The organism is Olivibacter sp. LS-1 (assembly GCF_008245145.1).
Lineage (GTDB): Bacteria > Bacteroidota > Bacteroidia > Sphingobacteriales > Sphingobacteriaceae > Olivibacter > Olivibacter oleidegradans.
The window spans coordinates 4,653,277-4,668,386 of sequence record NZ_CP041643.1 but is presented as its reverse complement, the minus strand read 5'-3'; the positions used below and the strand labels follow the sequence as shown (position 1 = coordinate 4,668,386).

Annotated in this window: 15 protein-coding genes; 9 read left to right on the top strand and 6 right to left on the bottom strand. The window is 44.3% G+C overall.

The window, feature by feature from the left end; genetic code table 11:
- The first annotated feature begins 123 nt into the window (after positions 1-123).
- The 4 genes from FKG96_RS19255 to FKG96_RS19240 are packed head-to-tail and all read left to right on the top strand — an operon-like array spanning position 124 to position 2,645.
- Positions 124-912, top strand: coding sequence for an SDR family oxidoreductase (locus tag FKG96_RS19255; RefSeq protein WP_130855294.1), 789 nt, complete (start codon positions 124-126; stop codon positions 910-912).
- Positions 912-1,358, top strand: a complete 447-nt coding sequence (locus FKG96_RS19250; protein WP_130855295.1) for a DUF2147 domain-containing protein — start codon at positions 912-914, stop codon at positions 1,356-1,358. Before FKG96_RS19255 ends, FKG96_RS19250 begins: the two co-directional genes overlap by 1 nt.
- Before the next feature lie 16 nt (positions 1,359-1,374).
- The gene (locus FKG96_RS19245) at positions 1,375-1,728 is read left to right on the top strand and encodes a hypothetical protein (RefSeq protein WP_130855296.1); all 354 of its coding nucleotides are present in this window, start codon (positions 1,375-1,377) and stop codon (positions 1,726-1,728) included.
- A gap of 8 nt (positions 1,729-1,736) precedes the next feature.
- On the top strand, positions 1,737-2,645 hold the full coding sequence (locus FKG96_RS19240; protein ID WP_130855297.1) for an AraC family transcriptional regulator: 909 nt from the start codon (positions 1,737-1,739) through the stop codon (positions 2,643-2,645).
- Between the two features lie 10 nt (positions 2,646-2,655).
- Here the strand turns inward: FKG96_RS19240 and FKG96_RS19235 are convergent, their stop codons facing one another.
- Together FKG96_RS19235 and FKG96_RS19230 are read right to left on the bottom strand one after the other, a co-directional pair.
- Complete coding sequence (locus FKG96_RS19235) at positions 2,656-3,066, bottom strand: nuclear transport factor 2 family protein (protein WP_149105858.1); 411 nt, start codon at positions 3,064-3,066, stop codon at positions 2,656-2,658.
- Positions 3,067-3,096: 30 nt separating this feature from the next.
- Positions 3,097-3,966: an alpha/beta fold hydrolase gene (locus FKG96_RS19230; protein ID WP_130855299.1), complete on the bottom strand. Its 870-nt coding sequence runs from the start codon at positions 3,964-3,966 to the stop codon at positions 3,097-3,099.
- Between the two features lie 90 nt (positions 3,967-4,056).
- Here FKG96_RS19230 and FKG96_RS19225 point away from each other — a divergent pair, with 90 nt between their 5' ends.
- Positions 4,057-4,953: a LysR family transcriptional regulator gene (locus FKG96_RS19225; protein WP_130855300.1), complete on the top strand. Its 897-nt coding sequence runs from the start codon at positions 4,057-4,059 to the stop codon at positions 4,951-4,953.
- On the opposite strand, the gene FKG96_RS19220 is transcribed toward FKG96_RS19225, so the two are convergent.
- From FKG96_RS19220 to FKG96_RS19205, 4 genes are all read right to left on the bottom strand, one after another.
- Positions 4,945-5,157 (bottom strand): hypothetical protein, encoded by a 213-nt coding sequence (locus FKG96_RS19220; RefSeq protein ID WP_013667579.1) that lies wholly within the window; start codon positions 5,155-5,157, stop codon positions 4,945-4,947. The genes FKG96_RS19225 and FKG96_RS19220 overlap by 9 nt on opposite strands.
- Positions 5,158-5,171: 14 nt before the next feature.
- Positions 5,172-5,888: a siderophore-interacting protein gene (locus FKG96_RS19215; RefSeq protein ID WP_130855301.1), complete on the bottom strand. Its 717-nt coding sequence runs from the start codon at positions 5,886-5,888 to the stop codon at positions 5,172-5,174.
- A 73-nt stretch (positions 5,889-5,961) separates the two neighbouring features.
- Positions 5,962-6,819: a helix-turn-helix transcriptional regulator gene (locus FKG96_RS19210; RefSeq protein WP_130855302.1), complete on the bottom strand. Its 858-nt coding sequence runs from the start codon at positions 6,817-6,819 to the stop codon at positions 5,962-5,964.
- A 74-nt stretch (positions 6,820-6,893) separates the two neighbouring features.
- Positions 6,894-8,381 carry a hypothetical protein gene (locus tag FKG96_RS19205; RefSeq protein WP_130855303.1) on the bottom strand — a complete coding sequence of 496 codons (1,488 nt, stop codon included), beginning with the start codon at positions 8,379-8,381 and terminating at the stop codon, positions 6,894-6,896.
- 213 nt (positions 8,382-8,594) lie between these two features.
- Here FKG96_RS19205 and rbsK point away from each other — a divergent pair, with 213 nt between their 5' ends.
- The 4 genes from rbsK to FKG96_RS19185 all read left to right on the top strand — a co-directional run bounded on the left by rbsK (position 8,595) and on the right by FKG96_RS19185 (position 15,094).
- Positions 8,595-9,509, top strand: a complete 915-nt coding sequence (gene rbsK, locus FKG96_RS19200) for a ribokinase (protein ID WP_130855304.1) — start codon at positions 8,595-8,597, stop codon at positions 9,507-9,509.
- Positions 9,510-9,596: 87 nt separating this feature from the next.
- Positions 9,597-10,553, top strand: a complete 957-nt coding sequence (locus FKG96_RS19195; RefSeq protein WP_242627149.1) for a GRP family sugar transporter — start codon at positions 9,597-9,599, stop codon at positions 10,551-10,553.
- A 31-nt stretch (positions 10,554-10,584) separates the two neighbouring features.
- Positions 10,585-13,521 carry a TonB-dependent receptor gene (locus FKG96_RS19190; protein ID WP_130855306.1) on the top strand — a complete coding sequence of 979 codons (2,937 nt, stop codon included), beginning with the start codon at positions 10,585-10,587 and terminating at the stop codon, positions 13,519-13,521.
- 10 nt (positions 13,522-13,531) lie between these two features.
- Positions 13,532-15,094: a RagB/SusD family nutrient uptake outer membrane protein gene (locus FKG96_RS19185; RefSeq protein ID WP_149105857.1), complete on the top strand. Its 1,563-nt coding sequence runs from the start codon at positions 13,532-13,534 to the stop codon at positions 15,092-15,094.
- Positions 15,095-15,110 lie beyond the last annotated feature (16 nt).

Genomic DNA, 15,110 nt, shown 5'->3' with positions numbered 1-15,110 from the left:
AGAACATAGGAAAGGTTTATTGTGCCCGCGTACATTTCGCCCTTTTGGCTACGACGATGTTCCTTTTGGTTAAATTCGCTAGCTAATGATGCCTGATCTTTGCTGAAACGATACATCAGCAAAATGAACGTGCAAAAGAATACGATCTTAATTACTGGCGGAACGGGAGGTTTCGGCTACACCTTTGCTTCTAAACTGATTGCACTGGGTAACACGGTTATCATTACCGGGAGAAATGAACAGAAACTCCAAGACATAAAACGTAGACTTCCAGCTGTACACGTGATAAAGAGTGATGTGGCTCAAGTGGAGGACATTTGCGAGCTGTATGATCATATTGCAGTACAATTTCCAAATCTGAATATGCTTATTAACAATGCAGGAGAAATGCGTAAAATAAGTCTACAGCAGGCGCAGGATCTGAACGACATTACCCGTGAGGTGGAAATCAACCTAATGGGGCCGATCCGGATGATACAAGCTTTTTTGCCTTTACTTAAAAAGCAACAAAAGGCACTTATTCTCAATGTAACTTCGGGTATTGCACTCTCGCCTTTTGCGATATCGCCCATATACAGCGCGAGTAAAGCTGGCTTACGTTCGTATACACAAGCATTAAGGGTGCAGTTAAAAAATACAGATATCAAAGTAATGGAATTAGTGGCTCCCGGTTCCTCGACATCATTGAACGATAAGTTTATGCAGGAGGATGGTTTTAATGCGAAGATGCTGATGGCACCGGAGAAAATTGTGGACGCCGCTATCAAAGGAATACGGCAAAATAAAGAGGAAGTGTTCCCTGGTCTTGCTAAAGTGATGCGTATGGTAAGCCGACTCGCCCCGAAGTTAATGATTGCACAGGCGGGCAAAATGGGAGCTTCATTTATGTATGGAACTAATCGCACGAAATAATGAGAAATTTACTTTTTACGACTGCCTTGATCTGGATGGCATTTGCGGCATCTGCTCAAAATTTACCTGCCGATAAAATAATAGGCGTTTGGTTTAGTGAAGATTCAGATGTAAAGCTTAAATTTGAGATATATAGATCGGAAGGTAAATACTTTGGGAAGCTGCTATGGGCTTCGACGATGTTTGAAGCGGATGGAAAAACACCCAAAAAGGATTCGAAGAATCCGGATAAGAATTTGCGAAACAGATCTCGACAGAACATCGTCAATCTTCGTGATCTTCGCTACTATCAGGGTGAATATGAGGAGGGAACGTTATACAATCCGGACGATGGACGAACATATAACGTGAAAGCGAAATTAAAAAGTGCCAATGAATTGGAATTCCGGGGTTATGTAGGCATTTCGCTGCTGGGTAGAACGAGGCAATTTAAAAGAATTCAATAAGCTAAATGATTTGATCATGATAAAGCATATTATATCACTCATCCTACTATTAATCTCTGTCTTCCTGTCTTTTAAACATGGATGGGATTCATTACATGTCAAAGATCATCCGGAATCTGCCAAGATGATGGCTGAGTTGGGTATCAAAGAGTCTTATGTCCCGATCATGGGAATCGTGATGATCCTTATAGGGCTTTTGCTGTTGTTTCCGAGAACTTTCTTTCTCGGGAATGTGCTGAACACGGTGTCCATTCTTTTAATTATGGCCTTGGCGTTAAACGCAGGAAACACAAAAATGGCTTTGATCGAAATACCGTTTTTAATCATGCCCTTAATATTGATTTGGCTGAAGTATCCATTTGAAAGCTAAACTCTGTTATGTCAAGTTCAAAACCTGTCAGAATAAAATCAATTACGGAGGGGCATCGCTTATCCGGACTACCCAAACCTCATCACCCGCTTATTAGTATCGTTGATTGTGCGGACTTAAAGGGAAATTCGTCTGTAACGGCGGCGGTTTTTGATTTTTATATGATATCGCTGAAAAGAGGTTGTGATAAGTTGATTTATGGGCAGCAGCGATATGATTTTGATGAGGGGGTGATGGCTTTTATTGCGCCTGGGCAAATTTTGCGCGGAGAAGAGGGGAGCACACCACCGAACTTAGAAGGTTGGATGTTATTTATTGATCCTGCTTTTTTTTGGGGCACTTCGCTGGCAAAAAAAATCAAACAATATGAATATTTTGGTTATGCCGCTAACGAGGCTTTGTTTCTTTCGGATAAGGAAGAGGCCCTTATTAACAGTATTATTGACCATATTAAGCAGGAATACCATACAAATATTGATAAATTTAGCCAGGATGTGATTATCGCTCAATTGGAATTGTTGTTTGCTTATGTGCAACGCTTTTACGAGCGGCAATTTATTACCCGAAAAATTACCAATCATAAAATCCTGGAACGTCTGGAAGATGTGTTAGCATCTTCTTTCAATAAGGAAGATTTACTTTCTAAAGGTCTGCCGACCGTCGGTTACATCGCAAGCGAACTTCATATTTCGACGAAATATTTAAGCAGTTTGCTGAAACAGCTGACGGGGCAGACCACCCAACAGCATATTCACGAAAAACTGATTGAAAAAGCGAAAGAGCAGCTTTCTACTTCCGATTTGTCCGTCAGTGAAATCGCCTATGCACTAGGTTTTGAACATGCTCAGTCGTTCAGCAAACTATTCAAAGCCAAGACCAAACAAAGCCCCCTGGAGTTTCGACAGTCTTTCAGCTGATGATTATACGTTAAAGACGCCGCTCCTGTTCCGTAATAGGACAATCGTTAATGCTAGCGTAGCGTTTCCGCATCAACCCATTTTCATCGAATTCCCACATTTCATTTCCGTAACTTCGATACCATTGTCCTTCGGCCTGATGCCATTCATATTCAAAACGGACGGCAATGCGGTTCTCTTGAAAGCTCCAGAGCTCTTTCTTAAGCTTATAATCTAATTCCCGCGCCCACTTTCGGGCAAGAAAAGCTTTCACCTCTTCGCGTCCATTGATGAACTCCGAACGGTTGCGCCATTCGGTATCGATGGTATAGGCAAGGCACACCTTTTCGGGATCGCGACTGTTCCACGCGTCTTCTGCTAATTGTACCTTTTGAAGTGCTGTTTCGTAGGTCAATGGCGGTAAAGGATGTTTCTGTTCCATATATTATCAATTTAAAAACTATGTATTAGGCTATTGGGGCAGGCTGTCTAAAAAGGCCAGTATATCTGCGCCGATCTCGTTCACATGGGTTTCGAGCGCAAAGTGGCCGGTGTCATAAAATTTTACGCTTGCATCGGGAATGTCTCTTTTATAAGCCTCTGCGCCGGGTGGCAAAAAGAAAGGATCCTTGTTGCCCCAAACAGCTAAAAGCTTGGGTTGATAGGTTCTGAAGTATTCCTGAAAGCTTGGATATAAAGCAACGTTATTTTTGTAATCTCTTAACAGATCGAGCTGGATTTCATCTGATTCGGGGCGATCAAGAAAATACTGATCCAGGGTGTACGATTCAGGGGCTATTAAGCTTGGATCGGATACACCGCTAAAATACTGAAACTTGGTTCCTTCTAATGTAACGAAGCCTCGGAGTGCATCTCTGTTTTCCAGCGTATCTTCTTTCCAGTACTTTTGAATAGGTCCCCAATCGGAGCCTAAACCTTCTTCATACGCATTGCCATTTTGAGAGATGATACCGGTGATTTTTTCAGGATTGGCGAGTGCCAGACGATAACCCGTAGGCGCGCCGTAATCGAATACATAGATGGCAAATCTTTTAAGGTTTAATTTGTCAATAAAAGCCTGCATGGTTTTCGCCAGATTATCAAATGTATACGTAAATACCGTTCTGCTAGGTGCATCGGAGTAGCCAAAGCCGGGAAGATCAGGCGCGATTAGGTGATAACGATCAGCTAAAATCGGGATCAAACTCCGGAACATGTGTGATGAAGTTGGATAACCGTGTAGCAATAAAAGCGTTGGCGCTTCTGTCGGGCCGGCTTCACGGTAAAAAATATTGATGCCGTTAGCGCTCAGGGTATGGTAATGAATCGAATTTGTTTTCATGTTCTATTGTTTTGCTTATCCAAAATTATTTCAGATATTTGATTATTAAAAACGATTTATTATGATGTAATAAATCATTATTTATGATTTATGAATACAAATGACCTAAGGATATTTGAGGCCGTGGCATTGCATAGTAGCTTTACACGGGCCGCAGAAGCGATGTTTACCGTGCAGTCGAACGTAACGGCGCGTATTCGCAGCTTGGAAGAGGAGTTTGGTACATCGCTTTTTGAACGAAATGCAAAAAAGGTGGCATTGACACCGGCAGGTGAAGTGCTGATGCAATATGCTAAAGAGATTACTCACCTGCTGGATGAAGCGAAAAGAGAGGTCAAAAATATTGATGTCTTGACGGGATCATTGAAAATCGGATGCATTGAAACCACCATGGCGCTTCGTGTTCCGACGATTCTGCATGATTTTGGTGCGGCCTACCCACATGTAGAGTTGGAATTCAAATCAGCCATGCGACCGGAATTGGTGCAGGATGTACTTGACTATAAGCTAGACGCGGCTTTTGTTTCGGGTCCTATTAGCATCTCCGGTCTAACGCAGGAAATCATTCACGAAGAGCAATTGGTTATCTTGGCGCATAGGAAGGCCGCCTCCTTATCATCGGAATTAAGCCGGCATGCAATCCCTAAGATTGTTGTATTTGATCAAGGCTGCGTATTCCGGGAAAGATTGGAATCGCTATTAAGCGCAAAAGGCATCGTACAGTATAGGCCTATTGTAGTGAATTCCATTGAGGGCATTATAAATTTTGTAGAGGCGGGTTTGGGCATTAGCATCTTGCCCGAGCAGATTGTCAGTTCCTATTATGCAGCGAGAGAGATCAAGACTTTCCCGCTGAGCAAGTCGCTCGGAACGATGACAACAGTCCTGATCTCGCGTAGCAACCGCCGTTCATCCAAGCTGATGCAAGTGTTTATTGATATGTATAAAAATCAATCGAAGCATTCGAACGTGGAGCAATCAATATGACAGCTCTTCACATTGAAAACCATTCGTATGCAACACGCGAATGATGCTAAAAGCATCATTGCGCGGGGTATCGACCCGTAAGATTTTATCGCAATCCTCTAGATCAAAATTCCATTTCGCCCACGGTTGAATGCTATCTAAATAGGGCTTTAGTTGCCGGATATCCTCTTCGCGCTGTACGGAAGTTTTAAATATGTAAATCATCTGATAAAATTTTATTATAAACCCTTTTTTCCTTCCAGCCAATAACCGTGTGAGACTATTTTACCCGCGTTTCTGGCTTTCAAAACCTTCCGGAATGTTCGGACCGATTTGGCGTTCCCGGTTAGGACAAAGTTGGATTGCTGCCATTCGGTCGATTGGACAACGGGTAGCGCGTCCACCCATTTCTCATCACTAAATGCGTCGTTCTTATCAAATACGGTGCAATTGCTCAATGGCAACAGCGAGACGATGTCGTGATTTTCTTTTTCCAGTTCCAAATAGAATTGAAACTGATGCCGGTTTTGTATAAGCACCGGTAAGAAAGAACAGGCAAGTCCTAAGGATGTTTCATCGCCAAAAACGACGTACTTTGCGGCTGTTGGCTCATAATACTTGTACTCTCGGGGCGGATTGATGTTAACCGTGTCGCCAATATCGAGCTTACGCATAAAGCAGCTTCCGGGTGCTTCACCATGTATATGCGCAATGAGTTCAAGTCTTTCGCGCATATCGTCAACATAAGAAACGGTATATCGCCTGGCCTCTGTATCACTTACCCGGAAATCGATAAAACTTCCTACACCGAAATTGAACTTTCTAAAATTTCCTGTAAATTGAATTCTCTTGACGGTATCGGATAGGTATTCGACCTTGGTTACCTCCATCGTTGATGACTTAGACGATAAAACACGGTCGAAAACATCGAATACCCATTTGGGAGCGCTTGGCATAATCTTTATTTTTTTGAACAAAGAAACCACGAAACGACCGCGCAAAGAAGGTTGAAACAGGGTAAGTATTGGACTAATCAAGGTTTTTCTTTCGAAAGCTTAATGCCGTCATACCAACTATTTTGGTGAACAAACGAGAAAAGTAGGGATAATCGTCATAACCTAGCTCGAACGCGATTTCTTTTACCGATTTGTTGGAATGATAAAGTAAACGTTTCGCTTCAAGTATGATACGTTGCTGAATGTGATAGCGTACGGGTTGGCCGGTGCTTTTTTTGACACACTCGTTTAGGTAAACAGTGGAGACCTTTAATCGCCTGGCGTAATCAGTGGGTCGTTTTATGAGCGTGAAGTCCTTTTCCAGGATGGATTTGAATGTTTTGGTAATTACATCGAAGCGGGAAAGGGTTTCCGTTGGTTTGGTAAGTGCTGAATATTGAGAGGTAATTAAGGCGACTAAAGCATTGCAGCTCTCTCTGAGTATGATGTGATATAATTTTTCCTGTTTCCGTTGAAAATGTTTGATGCAGAGCGACATGCTTTCGGAGACGAGACTAAAAGCTTCCTGACTCAATCTTAGCGGCTTTGCGGGTGCTATTTCTTGCAGTGTATTGAGAATTTCGGGGTGAAGGTTGTCATGACTGATGATAAGTACACGGAAGTTCGCTTTCTCAACGCCGATTACCCGATGTACCTGATTGGGCTGTATATACATGAGCGCAGCGCCGACGACTTCATAGCGTTGAAAGTCGATCTCGAACGTGGTTGTTCCCTGGTCCTGAATGCAAAATAAATGATAGTCGTCCCGATGCGCTTCTGCCGCGGGCTTATGTAATTCTACATCCCTCGACGAGGCCGTTTCGAGGAAAATACCCGTTCCGAATGTACTGGCCATCGTATTTAAAGGAATGGTATGGGCACGTCGGTTCATGGCTTTTTAGCGTATGTATTGTTCTGACAAAACTAATAGATGTTTCTTTTATTCGGGATAGAATACGCAATTTTTTATGGCTTATCTTCTATCTTTCGCTTAATCCAATCGATAAAATCGGCGTATTTAAGGAGTTGGCGCTCGCGTTTATCCAATCGTAAGTCATCCAGCTGGGTAAACCACTTCTCGGCAATGGCTTTTCTCTTTGGCATGCTGCAGCGTCCGGGGTCTAGTTGGACCAGCTTAAAAATAAACTTCTCTATTTTGAACATCCCACCTTGCTTACTGAATGCCCGTTTATAGGTCCGGATTTCGTAGTGAAGGTATTCGAGATTATCCAGTTCCATGTGTACCAGTAGATGCAGTAGCCATGTAGAACGGTATATGAGCTGACTACTTACTTCACGCTCACGAAGAGCCAGCTGCAGGTATTGGTTGGCGTCTGACCAGCGGCCTTGCTGAAAGTAAGCCAAAGCGGTAAAAAACAGTAAGGCATTGTGCTCGTCGCGATAGTAAAAGTTATTCTTTAGCAATTGTTGTTTTTTGAGCGATAGTACAAGTTGAAGGGCTTCTTCGTCCTTACGCAACTGCGTGAGCATATTGAGTCGGTAAACGTGATGAGTTTGGCTTGCCTCGCGGATGAAATGCTCGGGGTATGCGCCCTGAGATAGTTTGTCTACACGATGGATGAAATACTGCATTTCGACATAATAGCCAATGGTTCGTAGACTATCAAGAATGCCTCGTAGCGCAGAAAGATAGTCGTAGGGCGGGAAATTCCACATATTTTCGTGAGCCTCGATTAGCGTGTTCAATTCTTTGAACATTTTTAAGGCTGCGTGATACTCACCGGTGCGGATGAAAAAGAACGATTGGAAGAGCAAATGAACTTTCTTTGATTCAAATTGATGACGCATCCCTCGATTGGTGATACTTAATTCGCTCAATACCAAATCAGTTATCTTCTTTTGGTCTTGGGAAACAAGCTCATGATCGTGATTTAGGCGCTGGGTTAGCAGCTGATACAGCGATTGATGCTCGTGGATCTGCTGCATGATACGCAATAGGTTCCGTCCGAGCATTTGTTGATCTACCAGTGTCTGTTCCGGTACATCGGGAAGGCCTATATCAGTTAGATAACCCAGCTCCATGCGTAAAGATTGATATTGAATGTAGGGATCTTCCGCTTCTATTGCAAGTTTCCTGGCTTTCTTCAATTCTTTTAAGGCCATCGAAGGAAGTGAACGCTCAAAGCATAAACGAGCTTTCATGAGCGCTTGATAACGTGCATACCAGGTATCTTGTTCAATTCGTGTTTGGATGAGCATATTGCTGAGTACCTTGTATAAATAAGCTGCGGTATTTTCAAAAGATTTTCCAGGGAAGCGCGCAGCAAACAAACTTTCAGCCTGCTGGTCAGGTGCTACCCGATATTGTGTCAGCAGATCGAATAAAGCTACATATTCTTTGTGAGCCCTTTGCCCGGCGCAGTGTTGTTTGAACTGCTTCCGCTCCGAAACAGATAGTCCACCGATCAATTTTTCCAGTTCAAGCTTCAGCATATTAATAAATTCAGGAAAATAAAATAATAGTCTGTTTACAAATGGTTGTTAGTGAGTGTTATGTGGTAAATATAGAGATTAAAAAATAAAATTACGATTCAGGAATTATATGAATTTGTGTCTATTTTGAAACTGTTAAGGGACTATCTTTGAAAATAGATAAAGCTGCACAAGGCAGTTGATCAAATTATAAACTTTTTCCTTAGATCATATATGAAGAAAATTATCGTAGCAGGTAGTATGAACATGGACATGGTGGTCAAAACAAGTCATATTCCCCGACCGGGAGAGACTGTATTAGGCGGGTCTTTTTTTATGAACCCCGGTGGCAAGGGCGCCAATCAGGCCATCGCGGTAGCACGCTTGGGTGGGGATGTTGCTTTTATTGGAAAGATGGGCGATGATATCTTCGGCAAACAGTCAGCCCAATTATTCGAGGAAGAAGGAGTGAACACGCAGGGTATTGTTTCGGATGCTGCGCTGCCTTCCGGCATTGCCTTGATAACCGTTGATCAAAAGGGAGAAAACAGCATTGTGGTGGCACCGGGAGCGAATGCGAACTTGAAAGCGACCGATGTGGAAAAGGCGCTTACCTATTATCCCGATGCGGCATTGCTGCTTATTCAGCTCGAAATACCCATGGACACTGTGGCTTACACAGCCAAAAGGGCCAAAGAGAAAGGGATGAAGATCATCCTGAATCCAGCGCCCGCAAATGAACTGCCTAAGGAAGTGTTTGAATTGATGGATATCATAACACCGAATGAAAGTGAAGCCGAAATGTTATCGGGTATACGGATAGCTGACCTGGACAGTGCCGGGCAAGCTGCTCGGAAGATACAAGCAAAAGGTCCCAAGCAGGTAATTATTACCATGGGAAAGCAGGGCGCTGCGGTGTTGGAGGATGATGCATTCTTCCATGTTCCTGCACCAAGTGTGGAAACCATCGATACTACGGCTGCGGGCGATGTATTCAACGGGGCTTTGGCCGTAGCGATCGCTGAGGGTAAGCCTCTGCGCGAAGCGACAAACTTTGCCTGTCGGGCTGCTGCTATTGCCGTAACCCGTTTGGGCGCGCAATCATCCATTCCTTATCGGAATGAGGTGCTGATGAGTATCATCAGCTAGCAATATTGAACCAATTAACCAAATTTTAAACGGATTATGTTTATTGTAGAAACCTATACGCTGGCGGTCGTATGCTGCCTAATTACCATGCTCTGCTGGGGTTCATGGGCTAATACGCAAAAGTTAGTGCAGGGGCAGTGGCGGTTCGAACTGTTCTATTGGGATTATGTATTGGGCATCCTGCTGTTTGCACTGCTCGGTGCATTCACGCTAGGTAGTTATGGTGAGGGGGGAAGGTCTTTTTTACAAGACTTGGAGCAGGCAGAAGCCGCTAATATCCGGAGTGCACTGATAGGCGGTGTGGTATTTAATTTGGCAAACATCCTGCTCACAGCCGCCATCGCTCATGCGGGTATGGCGGTGGCCTTTCCACTTGGCATTGGCCTGGCCTTGATTATTGGCGTCGTATTGAACTACGTGCTGGCGAGTAAGGGAGATCCTCTTTTGCTTTTTACGGGTGTCACCTGTGTGAGTGTGGCCATCATCCTGAACGCCTTGGCCTATCGTATGCATCGAGGTGGAAATATGGATAGTCGCGCTACGGGAAAGTGGATTGTCGTTTCGATCATTGCGGGGATATTGATGTCAACCTTTTATCCCTTTGTAGCGGCCGGCATGGACCTCTCGGATTTTAGGACACCCGCTGTAGGAAAGATGACGCCTTATACCGCTTTTGTGATTTTCGCACTCGGAATCGCGGTGAGCAACTTGTTTTTTAACAGCTTCTTGATGCGGAGACCCTTGGAGGGACCGCCTATCGCATATAGCATGTATTTCCGCGGCCCGCTGCGCATGCATACAGTGGGACTTCTGGGTGGCGCTATCTGGGGGCTTGGAAATCTCTTTAACCTGATTGCCGCCGGAAAGGCCGGTCCGGCGATTTCCTACGGGCTGGGACAGGGGGCTACTCTGGTTGCCGCAGTGTGGGGCGTGTTTGTCTGGAAGGAGTTTCAAGGTGGGAGCAAAACCGTTAAATTTTATATAACATCCATGTTTCTGCTTTTTATTATCGGTCTCGGATTGATAATAATGGCGGGAAACTGAACCTAATTTGTAAACCTTAATTTCAAAAGAAATGGAAAAGATTTCTAAGGGCTTCTTATTGCTCTGTTTTTCCTTATGGTATCTTCCCGGTTTCGCACAGTTGACCGTAAAGGGGACGGTTAAAGAACAAGGGACTGAGCGTGCGCTGGTAAAGGCCAGCATTACGGCCGTTGGTAGCGGAAAAACGGCCTTAACGGATGAAAAAGGTCGTTTTGAGTTATCGGTAGCCAATTTACAGGATACGCTTCGAATCACGTATTTGGGCTATACTGATCGCTTGATACCTCTGCAGGGAAGGGCTTCTGTGATTGTGCAGCTCGTGCCCGACGCCTCAAAACTGGACGAGGTGGTGGTAGTAGGATATGGATCGATGAAGAAAGGCGAAGTGACCAGCGCTATTGCCAATGTAAAATCGGACGAATTTGTACAGGGTATGGTGCGGAGTCCTACGCAGCTCCTGCAAGGTAAAGTGGCGGGCCTGCAAATGTCCAATCCATCGGGCGACCCGACCGCCGGTGTTCAAATTAACATCCGAGGCGTTTCCACAATATCGGCTTCATCGGACCCTTTAGTGGTTATTGATGGAATCCCCGGCGGGAGTCTGAACGCCATTGCACCTGAAGACGTGGAGTCTATTGATGTGTTAAAAGACGGATCGGCTGCAGCCATTTATGGTACGCGTGGTACAAACGGGGTGATCCTTGTAACAACTAAAAAGGCAAAGGCCGGTGCAGCTTCTTTGGATTACCATACATATTACAGTTATGAGCAGTTGCAGAAAAAGCCGGAACTGTTGAATGCGACGGACTATCGGAGCCTATTACAGGATCCGCAGTTTGCGGACAAGGTAAGCGATGAGGGCACTTCTACGGATTGGGTGGAGGAGGTAACACGGACGCCGATCAATTTTGTGCATAATCTTTCGCTAAGAGGCGGGACGGCAAGTACAAACTACATGCTTTCGGGAACCTATCGTTCACAGGAGGGAGTTTTACTGCGCACTTATAAGAAGCCGATTATTTTGAAAGCCAATATCAACCACAATATGTGGGACGATAAATTGAAATTCCAGTTTAATATCAGCAATTCGATGGTTACGCAGCAGGTTACTTGGTATGATGCTTTTCTGCAAGCGATGTTGTCAAATCCAACGCGACCGGTTTATGCAGCGGACGGAACTTACAACGAATACGGGGTTTCTTACAAACCTTATAATCCGGTTGCTTTACTGAATGAGGAAACGGATAAGCAGCGGGCGAATACCTTATTAACCAGTGGACGAATAACGTATTCACCCATCAGTAATTTAAATGTAAGTGTTATGGGCGGATTTCAACGCTATGACGATACACGTGATAAATGGAATACTTTCCGCTATTTTACGACAACGATCGAAAACAAGAACGGTGAAGTTACGAAGTGGAATAACTTGCATATGGATCGGACACTGGAACTGACGGCTGATTACGTGAAAGACATCGGATTGCATAGTATAACGGGCATGATCGGTTACAATTATCAGGATTTTAACCGGCAGGGAAGCTCCATGTATGCCTTTGATTTTCCGACCGACTATTTTGAGGCTTGGAACATTCAATCGTCAAATGCCATCTTAGATGGGAGGGCACAGCTGTCGAGCTATCGTAATAATAGTAAGCTCATTTCTTTCTTCGGACGGCTTACTTACAATTATGCGGATAAATATATGGTGATGACCAGTCTTCGGCGGGAAGGATCTACCAAATTCGGAAAGGATAACAAATGGGGTTTCTTTCCTGCGGTTTCAGCGGGCTGGCGAATCTCGAAGGAGCGCTTTATGGAAAACGCAAAGGCTATTGACGACCTGAAGTTACGCGTTGGATATGGCATCACGGGTACGGAGATCGGAAGTGCCTATCAATCCCTTGTACTTTTAAATTATACCTCACCTAGTTTTCTTAATGGCGAATGGATACGTGGGGTGGTCCCGGCATCTAACCCTAATCCAAATCTGAAGTGGGAGCGGAAAGCTGAATGGAACGTTGGTTTGGATGTAAGCTTACTGAAAAGCCGAATAAGCGCTACGTTGGATCTGTATGATCGTACGACCAGCGATCTACTGGCCGAATACCAGGTGCCAGTGCCTCCTAATTATACCAGTTCGATGTGGGCAAATGTGGGTAAAATAAATAACCGCGGAGTGGAAATCTCATTAACAGGAAAAGCTGTGCAACGTGAACAGTTTGATTTGAGTTTGACGGGCAACTTCTCCTATAATAAGAACAAGGTGGTATCCTTATCGAACGAAAGCTATCAGCGGGATTACTGGTATACGGGTTGGACCTCATCGGGTATACAACAATACACCCATATTGTTAAACAGGGCGAACCTTTGGGTAATTTTTACGGATTGAAAGCAGTAGGTCTATCTGAGGAAGGTAGGTGGCTGGTTGAGGCATTGGACGGCGGACAAAAACTGCAGAGTGAGGCAGGACAGGAAGATAAGCAAGTGCTTGGAAACGGCCTGCCAAAGATGTATGCTTCTTTGAATGTATATATGCGCTATAGGAAGTTTGATCTAGGGATGATGGTGAGGGGTGCATTTGATTACCAGGTGTTTAATGAATACCGTGCGCATTGGGAAACGATGGGTAGGATAAGTGAGGGAAACCTCCCTAAATCAGCCCTAAATAAACCCTTTGGCAGTAATTCCTATGTATGGGAACCGCAGGTTTATAATAGCTATTTTATCGAGGATGGAGATTTTGTAAAGATTGACAACATAACTTTTGGCTACAACCTGAACCTGAACAATAAGTATTTTAAAAGGTTACGGGTCTATCTCTCGGGCCTTAACCTATATACCTTTACCGGCTACAAAGGCATGGATCCGGAGGTAAGTATAAAAGGCTTAGCGCCGGGAGTTGAAAGTAAATCGCTTTATCCTACGGTGCGATCCTATACATTGGGCTGTATGATTAACCTATAAATCGTGTATTATGAAAATGTATCTATTTCGAATAACATTTGTGTTATTAAATATATTGAGCTTTAGTGCTTGTACCAATCTGGATGAGGAGGTGTATGATCAACTGACGGAAGAGCATTTCTATCGGGACGAGCGGGATCTGCTGGCAGCAGTGGCGCCAGTATATGGAGGATATAGGGGCTTGTTGGAATGGCGTAAATGGTGGGATTTTGAGGAGACCACAGATATTGTGGTGACGCCGAGGGCTGCGTGGTTTGACGGTGGAATTTACATCCGTTTGAATAATCACACGTGGCGAAGTGAGGATCCGCATTTTTCCGATCTTTGGGGCCAAGCTTATGGCGGTATCAGTGATTGCAATCGCGTGATTTATCAGATCAATAAGGCCGAGTTCCCTATTCAGAACAAGGACAGATTTATTGCCGAATTAGAGCTGGCGAGAGCCTACTGGTATTATATTCTCTGCGAAGCTTTTGGAAATGTGCCGCTGATCGATCGTTTTGATGTGGAACCGGGATATTTACCGGCGACTAATACAAGGCAGGAAGTGTTCGATTTTATTGAAGCGAGTATCAAAAAAAATGTAGATTTATTGAGTGAGGATACTCGACTTTCTTACGGAAGGTTTAATAAATTCAATGCGAAAATGCTATTGGCGCGCTTGTATTTAAATGCGGAAGCTTGGATTGGGAAACCCATGTATGATGCCTGTAAGCTTTTGTGCGATGAAATTATCGCTTCCGGGAAGTATAGCCTGGAACCGGATTATAGTGCTCCTTTTGCGGTGCGTAACGAAAACTCACCGGAGATCATATTCGCTTATCCTAACGATGAGGTAAAAACAGGTAGTACGATTTATATGGCCTTGCAGAAAACACTGCATCCTTCTAACGTAAAGACCTTTAACTTGCAGACCTGGCTGGATAATGGGGTTTGTGCGGTCCCTTCGTTTGTTGAGCATTATGCAGCGGATGATCATCGTCTGGAGAAGACTTGGCGTATGGGCCAGCAGTATGGTAGTGACGGATCGATGCTTTATTGTACAGGAATTGTACCAGGATGGGCCGGAAAACCATTGAATTATACTAAAGAGGTATCCAGTTTGGAGAATGGCGGCGAGGCCGAAGGCTATCGTTGCGGAAAATATGAAATCGAAATGGGAACAAGCCGAGCGATGAACAATGACTGGGTGGCTATGCGTTACGCTGAGGTTTATTATATGAAAGCAGAGTGCATTTTACGATTGGGAGAAGATGCAAATGAAGCGGCAATCTTGGTGAATGCGGTACGCAAGCGAAGCGTGGAGTCGGCATTGAGCGCTTCAGACTTAACGGAAACCGTTCAGGTGAACGGTACAGCTGTTAGATGGGGAAATATGCTGCTCGAGTGGGGGCGTGAGTTTGCACTGGAAGGTTTGAGACGATCGCAGTTAATCCGTTTTGATAATAATTATACCCGCGGTGAATGGCGCTTTCACTCGGCCTCACAAAGTGAACATCTGAATCTTTTTCCGATTCCGTTTACGGAGATGCAGGCGAACCCGAACTTAAAACAGAACCCCGGATACAATTAAATTTTTTAAACCTTTA

What these genes read in the sequence shown, in the direction of transcription:
- FKG96_RS19215 (WP_130855301.1), bottom strand. Translation starts at nt 5,888, where the DNA reads ATGCCAAGCGCTCCCAAATGGGTATTCGATGTTTTCGACCGTGTTTTA.
- FKG96_RS19235 (WP_149105858.1), bottom strand. Translation starts at nt 3,066, where the DNA reads ATGGAACAGAAACATCCTTTACCGCCATTGACCTACGAAACAGCACTT.
- FKG96_RS19240 (WP_130855297.1), top strand. Translation starts at nt 1,737, where the DNA reads ATGTCAAGTTCAAAACCTGTCAGAATAAAATCAATTACGGAGGGGCAT.
- FKG96_RS19225 (WP_130855300.1), top strand. Translation starts at nt 4,057, where the DNA reads ATGAATACAAATGACCTAAGGATATTTGAGGCCGTGGCATTGCATAGT.
- FKG96_RS19220 (WP_013667579.1), bottom strand. Translation starts at nt 5,157, where the DNA reads ATGATTTACATATTTAAAACTTCCGTACAGCGCGAAGAGGATATCCGG.
- FKG96_RS19245 (WP_130855296.1), top strand. Translation starts at nt 1,375, where the DNA reads ATGATAAAGCATATTATATCACTCATCCTACTATTAATCTCTGTCTTC.
- FKG96_RS19250 (WP_130855295.1), top strand. Translation starts at nt 912, where the DNA reads ATGAGAAATTTACTTTTTACGACTGCCTTGATCTGGATGGCATTTGCG.
- FKG96_RS19185 (WP_149105857.1), top strand. Translation starts at nt 13,532, where the DNA reads ATGAAAATGTATCTATTTCGAATAACATTTGTGTTATTAAATATATTG.
- FKG96_RS19210 (WP_130855302.1), bottom strand. Translation starts at nt 6,819, where the DNA reads ATGAACCGACGTGCCCATACCATTCCTTTAAATACGATGGCCAGTACA.
- FKG96_RS19205 (WP_130855303.1), bottom strand. Translation starts at nt 8,381, where the DNA reads ATGCTGAAGCTTGAACTGGAAAAATTGATCGGTGGACTATCTGTTTCG.
- FKG96_RS19230 (WP_130855299.1), bottom strand. Translation starts at nt 3,966, where the DNA reads ATGAAAACAAATTCGATTCATTACCATACCCTGAGCGCTAACGGCATC.
- FKG96_RS19255 (WP_130855294.1), top strand. Translation starts at nt 124, where the DNA reads ATGAACGTGCAAAAGAATACGATCTTAATTACTGGCGGAACGGGAGGT.
- FKG96_RS19195 (WP_242627149.1), top strand. Translation starts at nt 9,597, where the DNA reads ATGCTCTGCTGGGGTTCATGGGCTAATACGCAAAAGTTAGTGCAGGGG.
- rbsK (WP_130855304.1), top strand. Translation starts at nt 8,595, where the DNA reads ATGAAGAAAATTATCGTAGCAGGTAGTATGAACATGGACATGGTGGTC.
- FKG96_RS19190 (WP_130855306.1), top strand. Translation starts at nt 10,585, where the DNA reads ATGGAAAAGATTTCTAAGGGCTTCTTATTGCTCTGTTTTTCCTTATGG.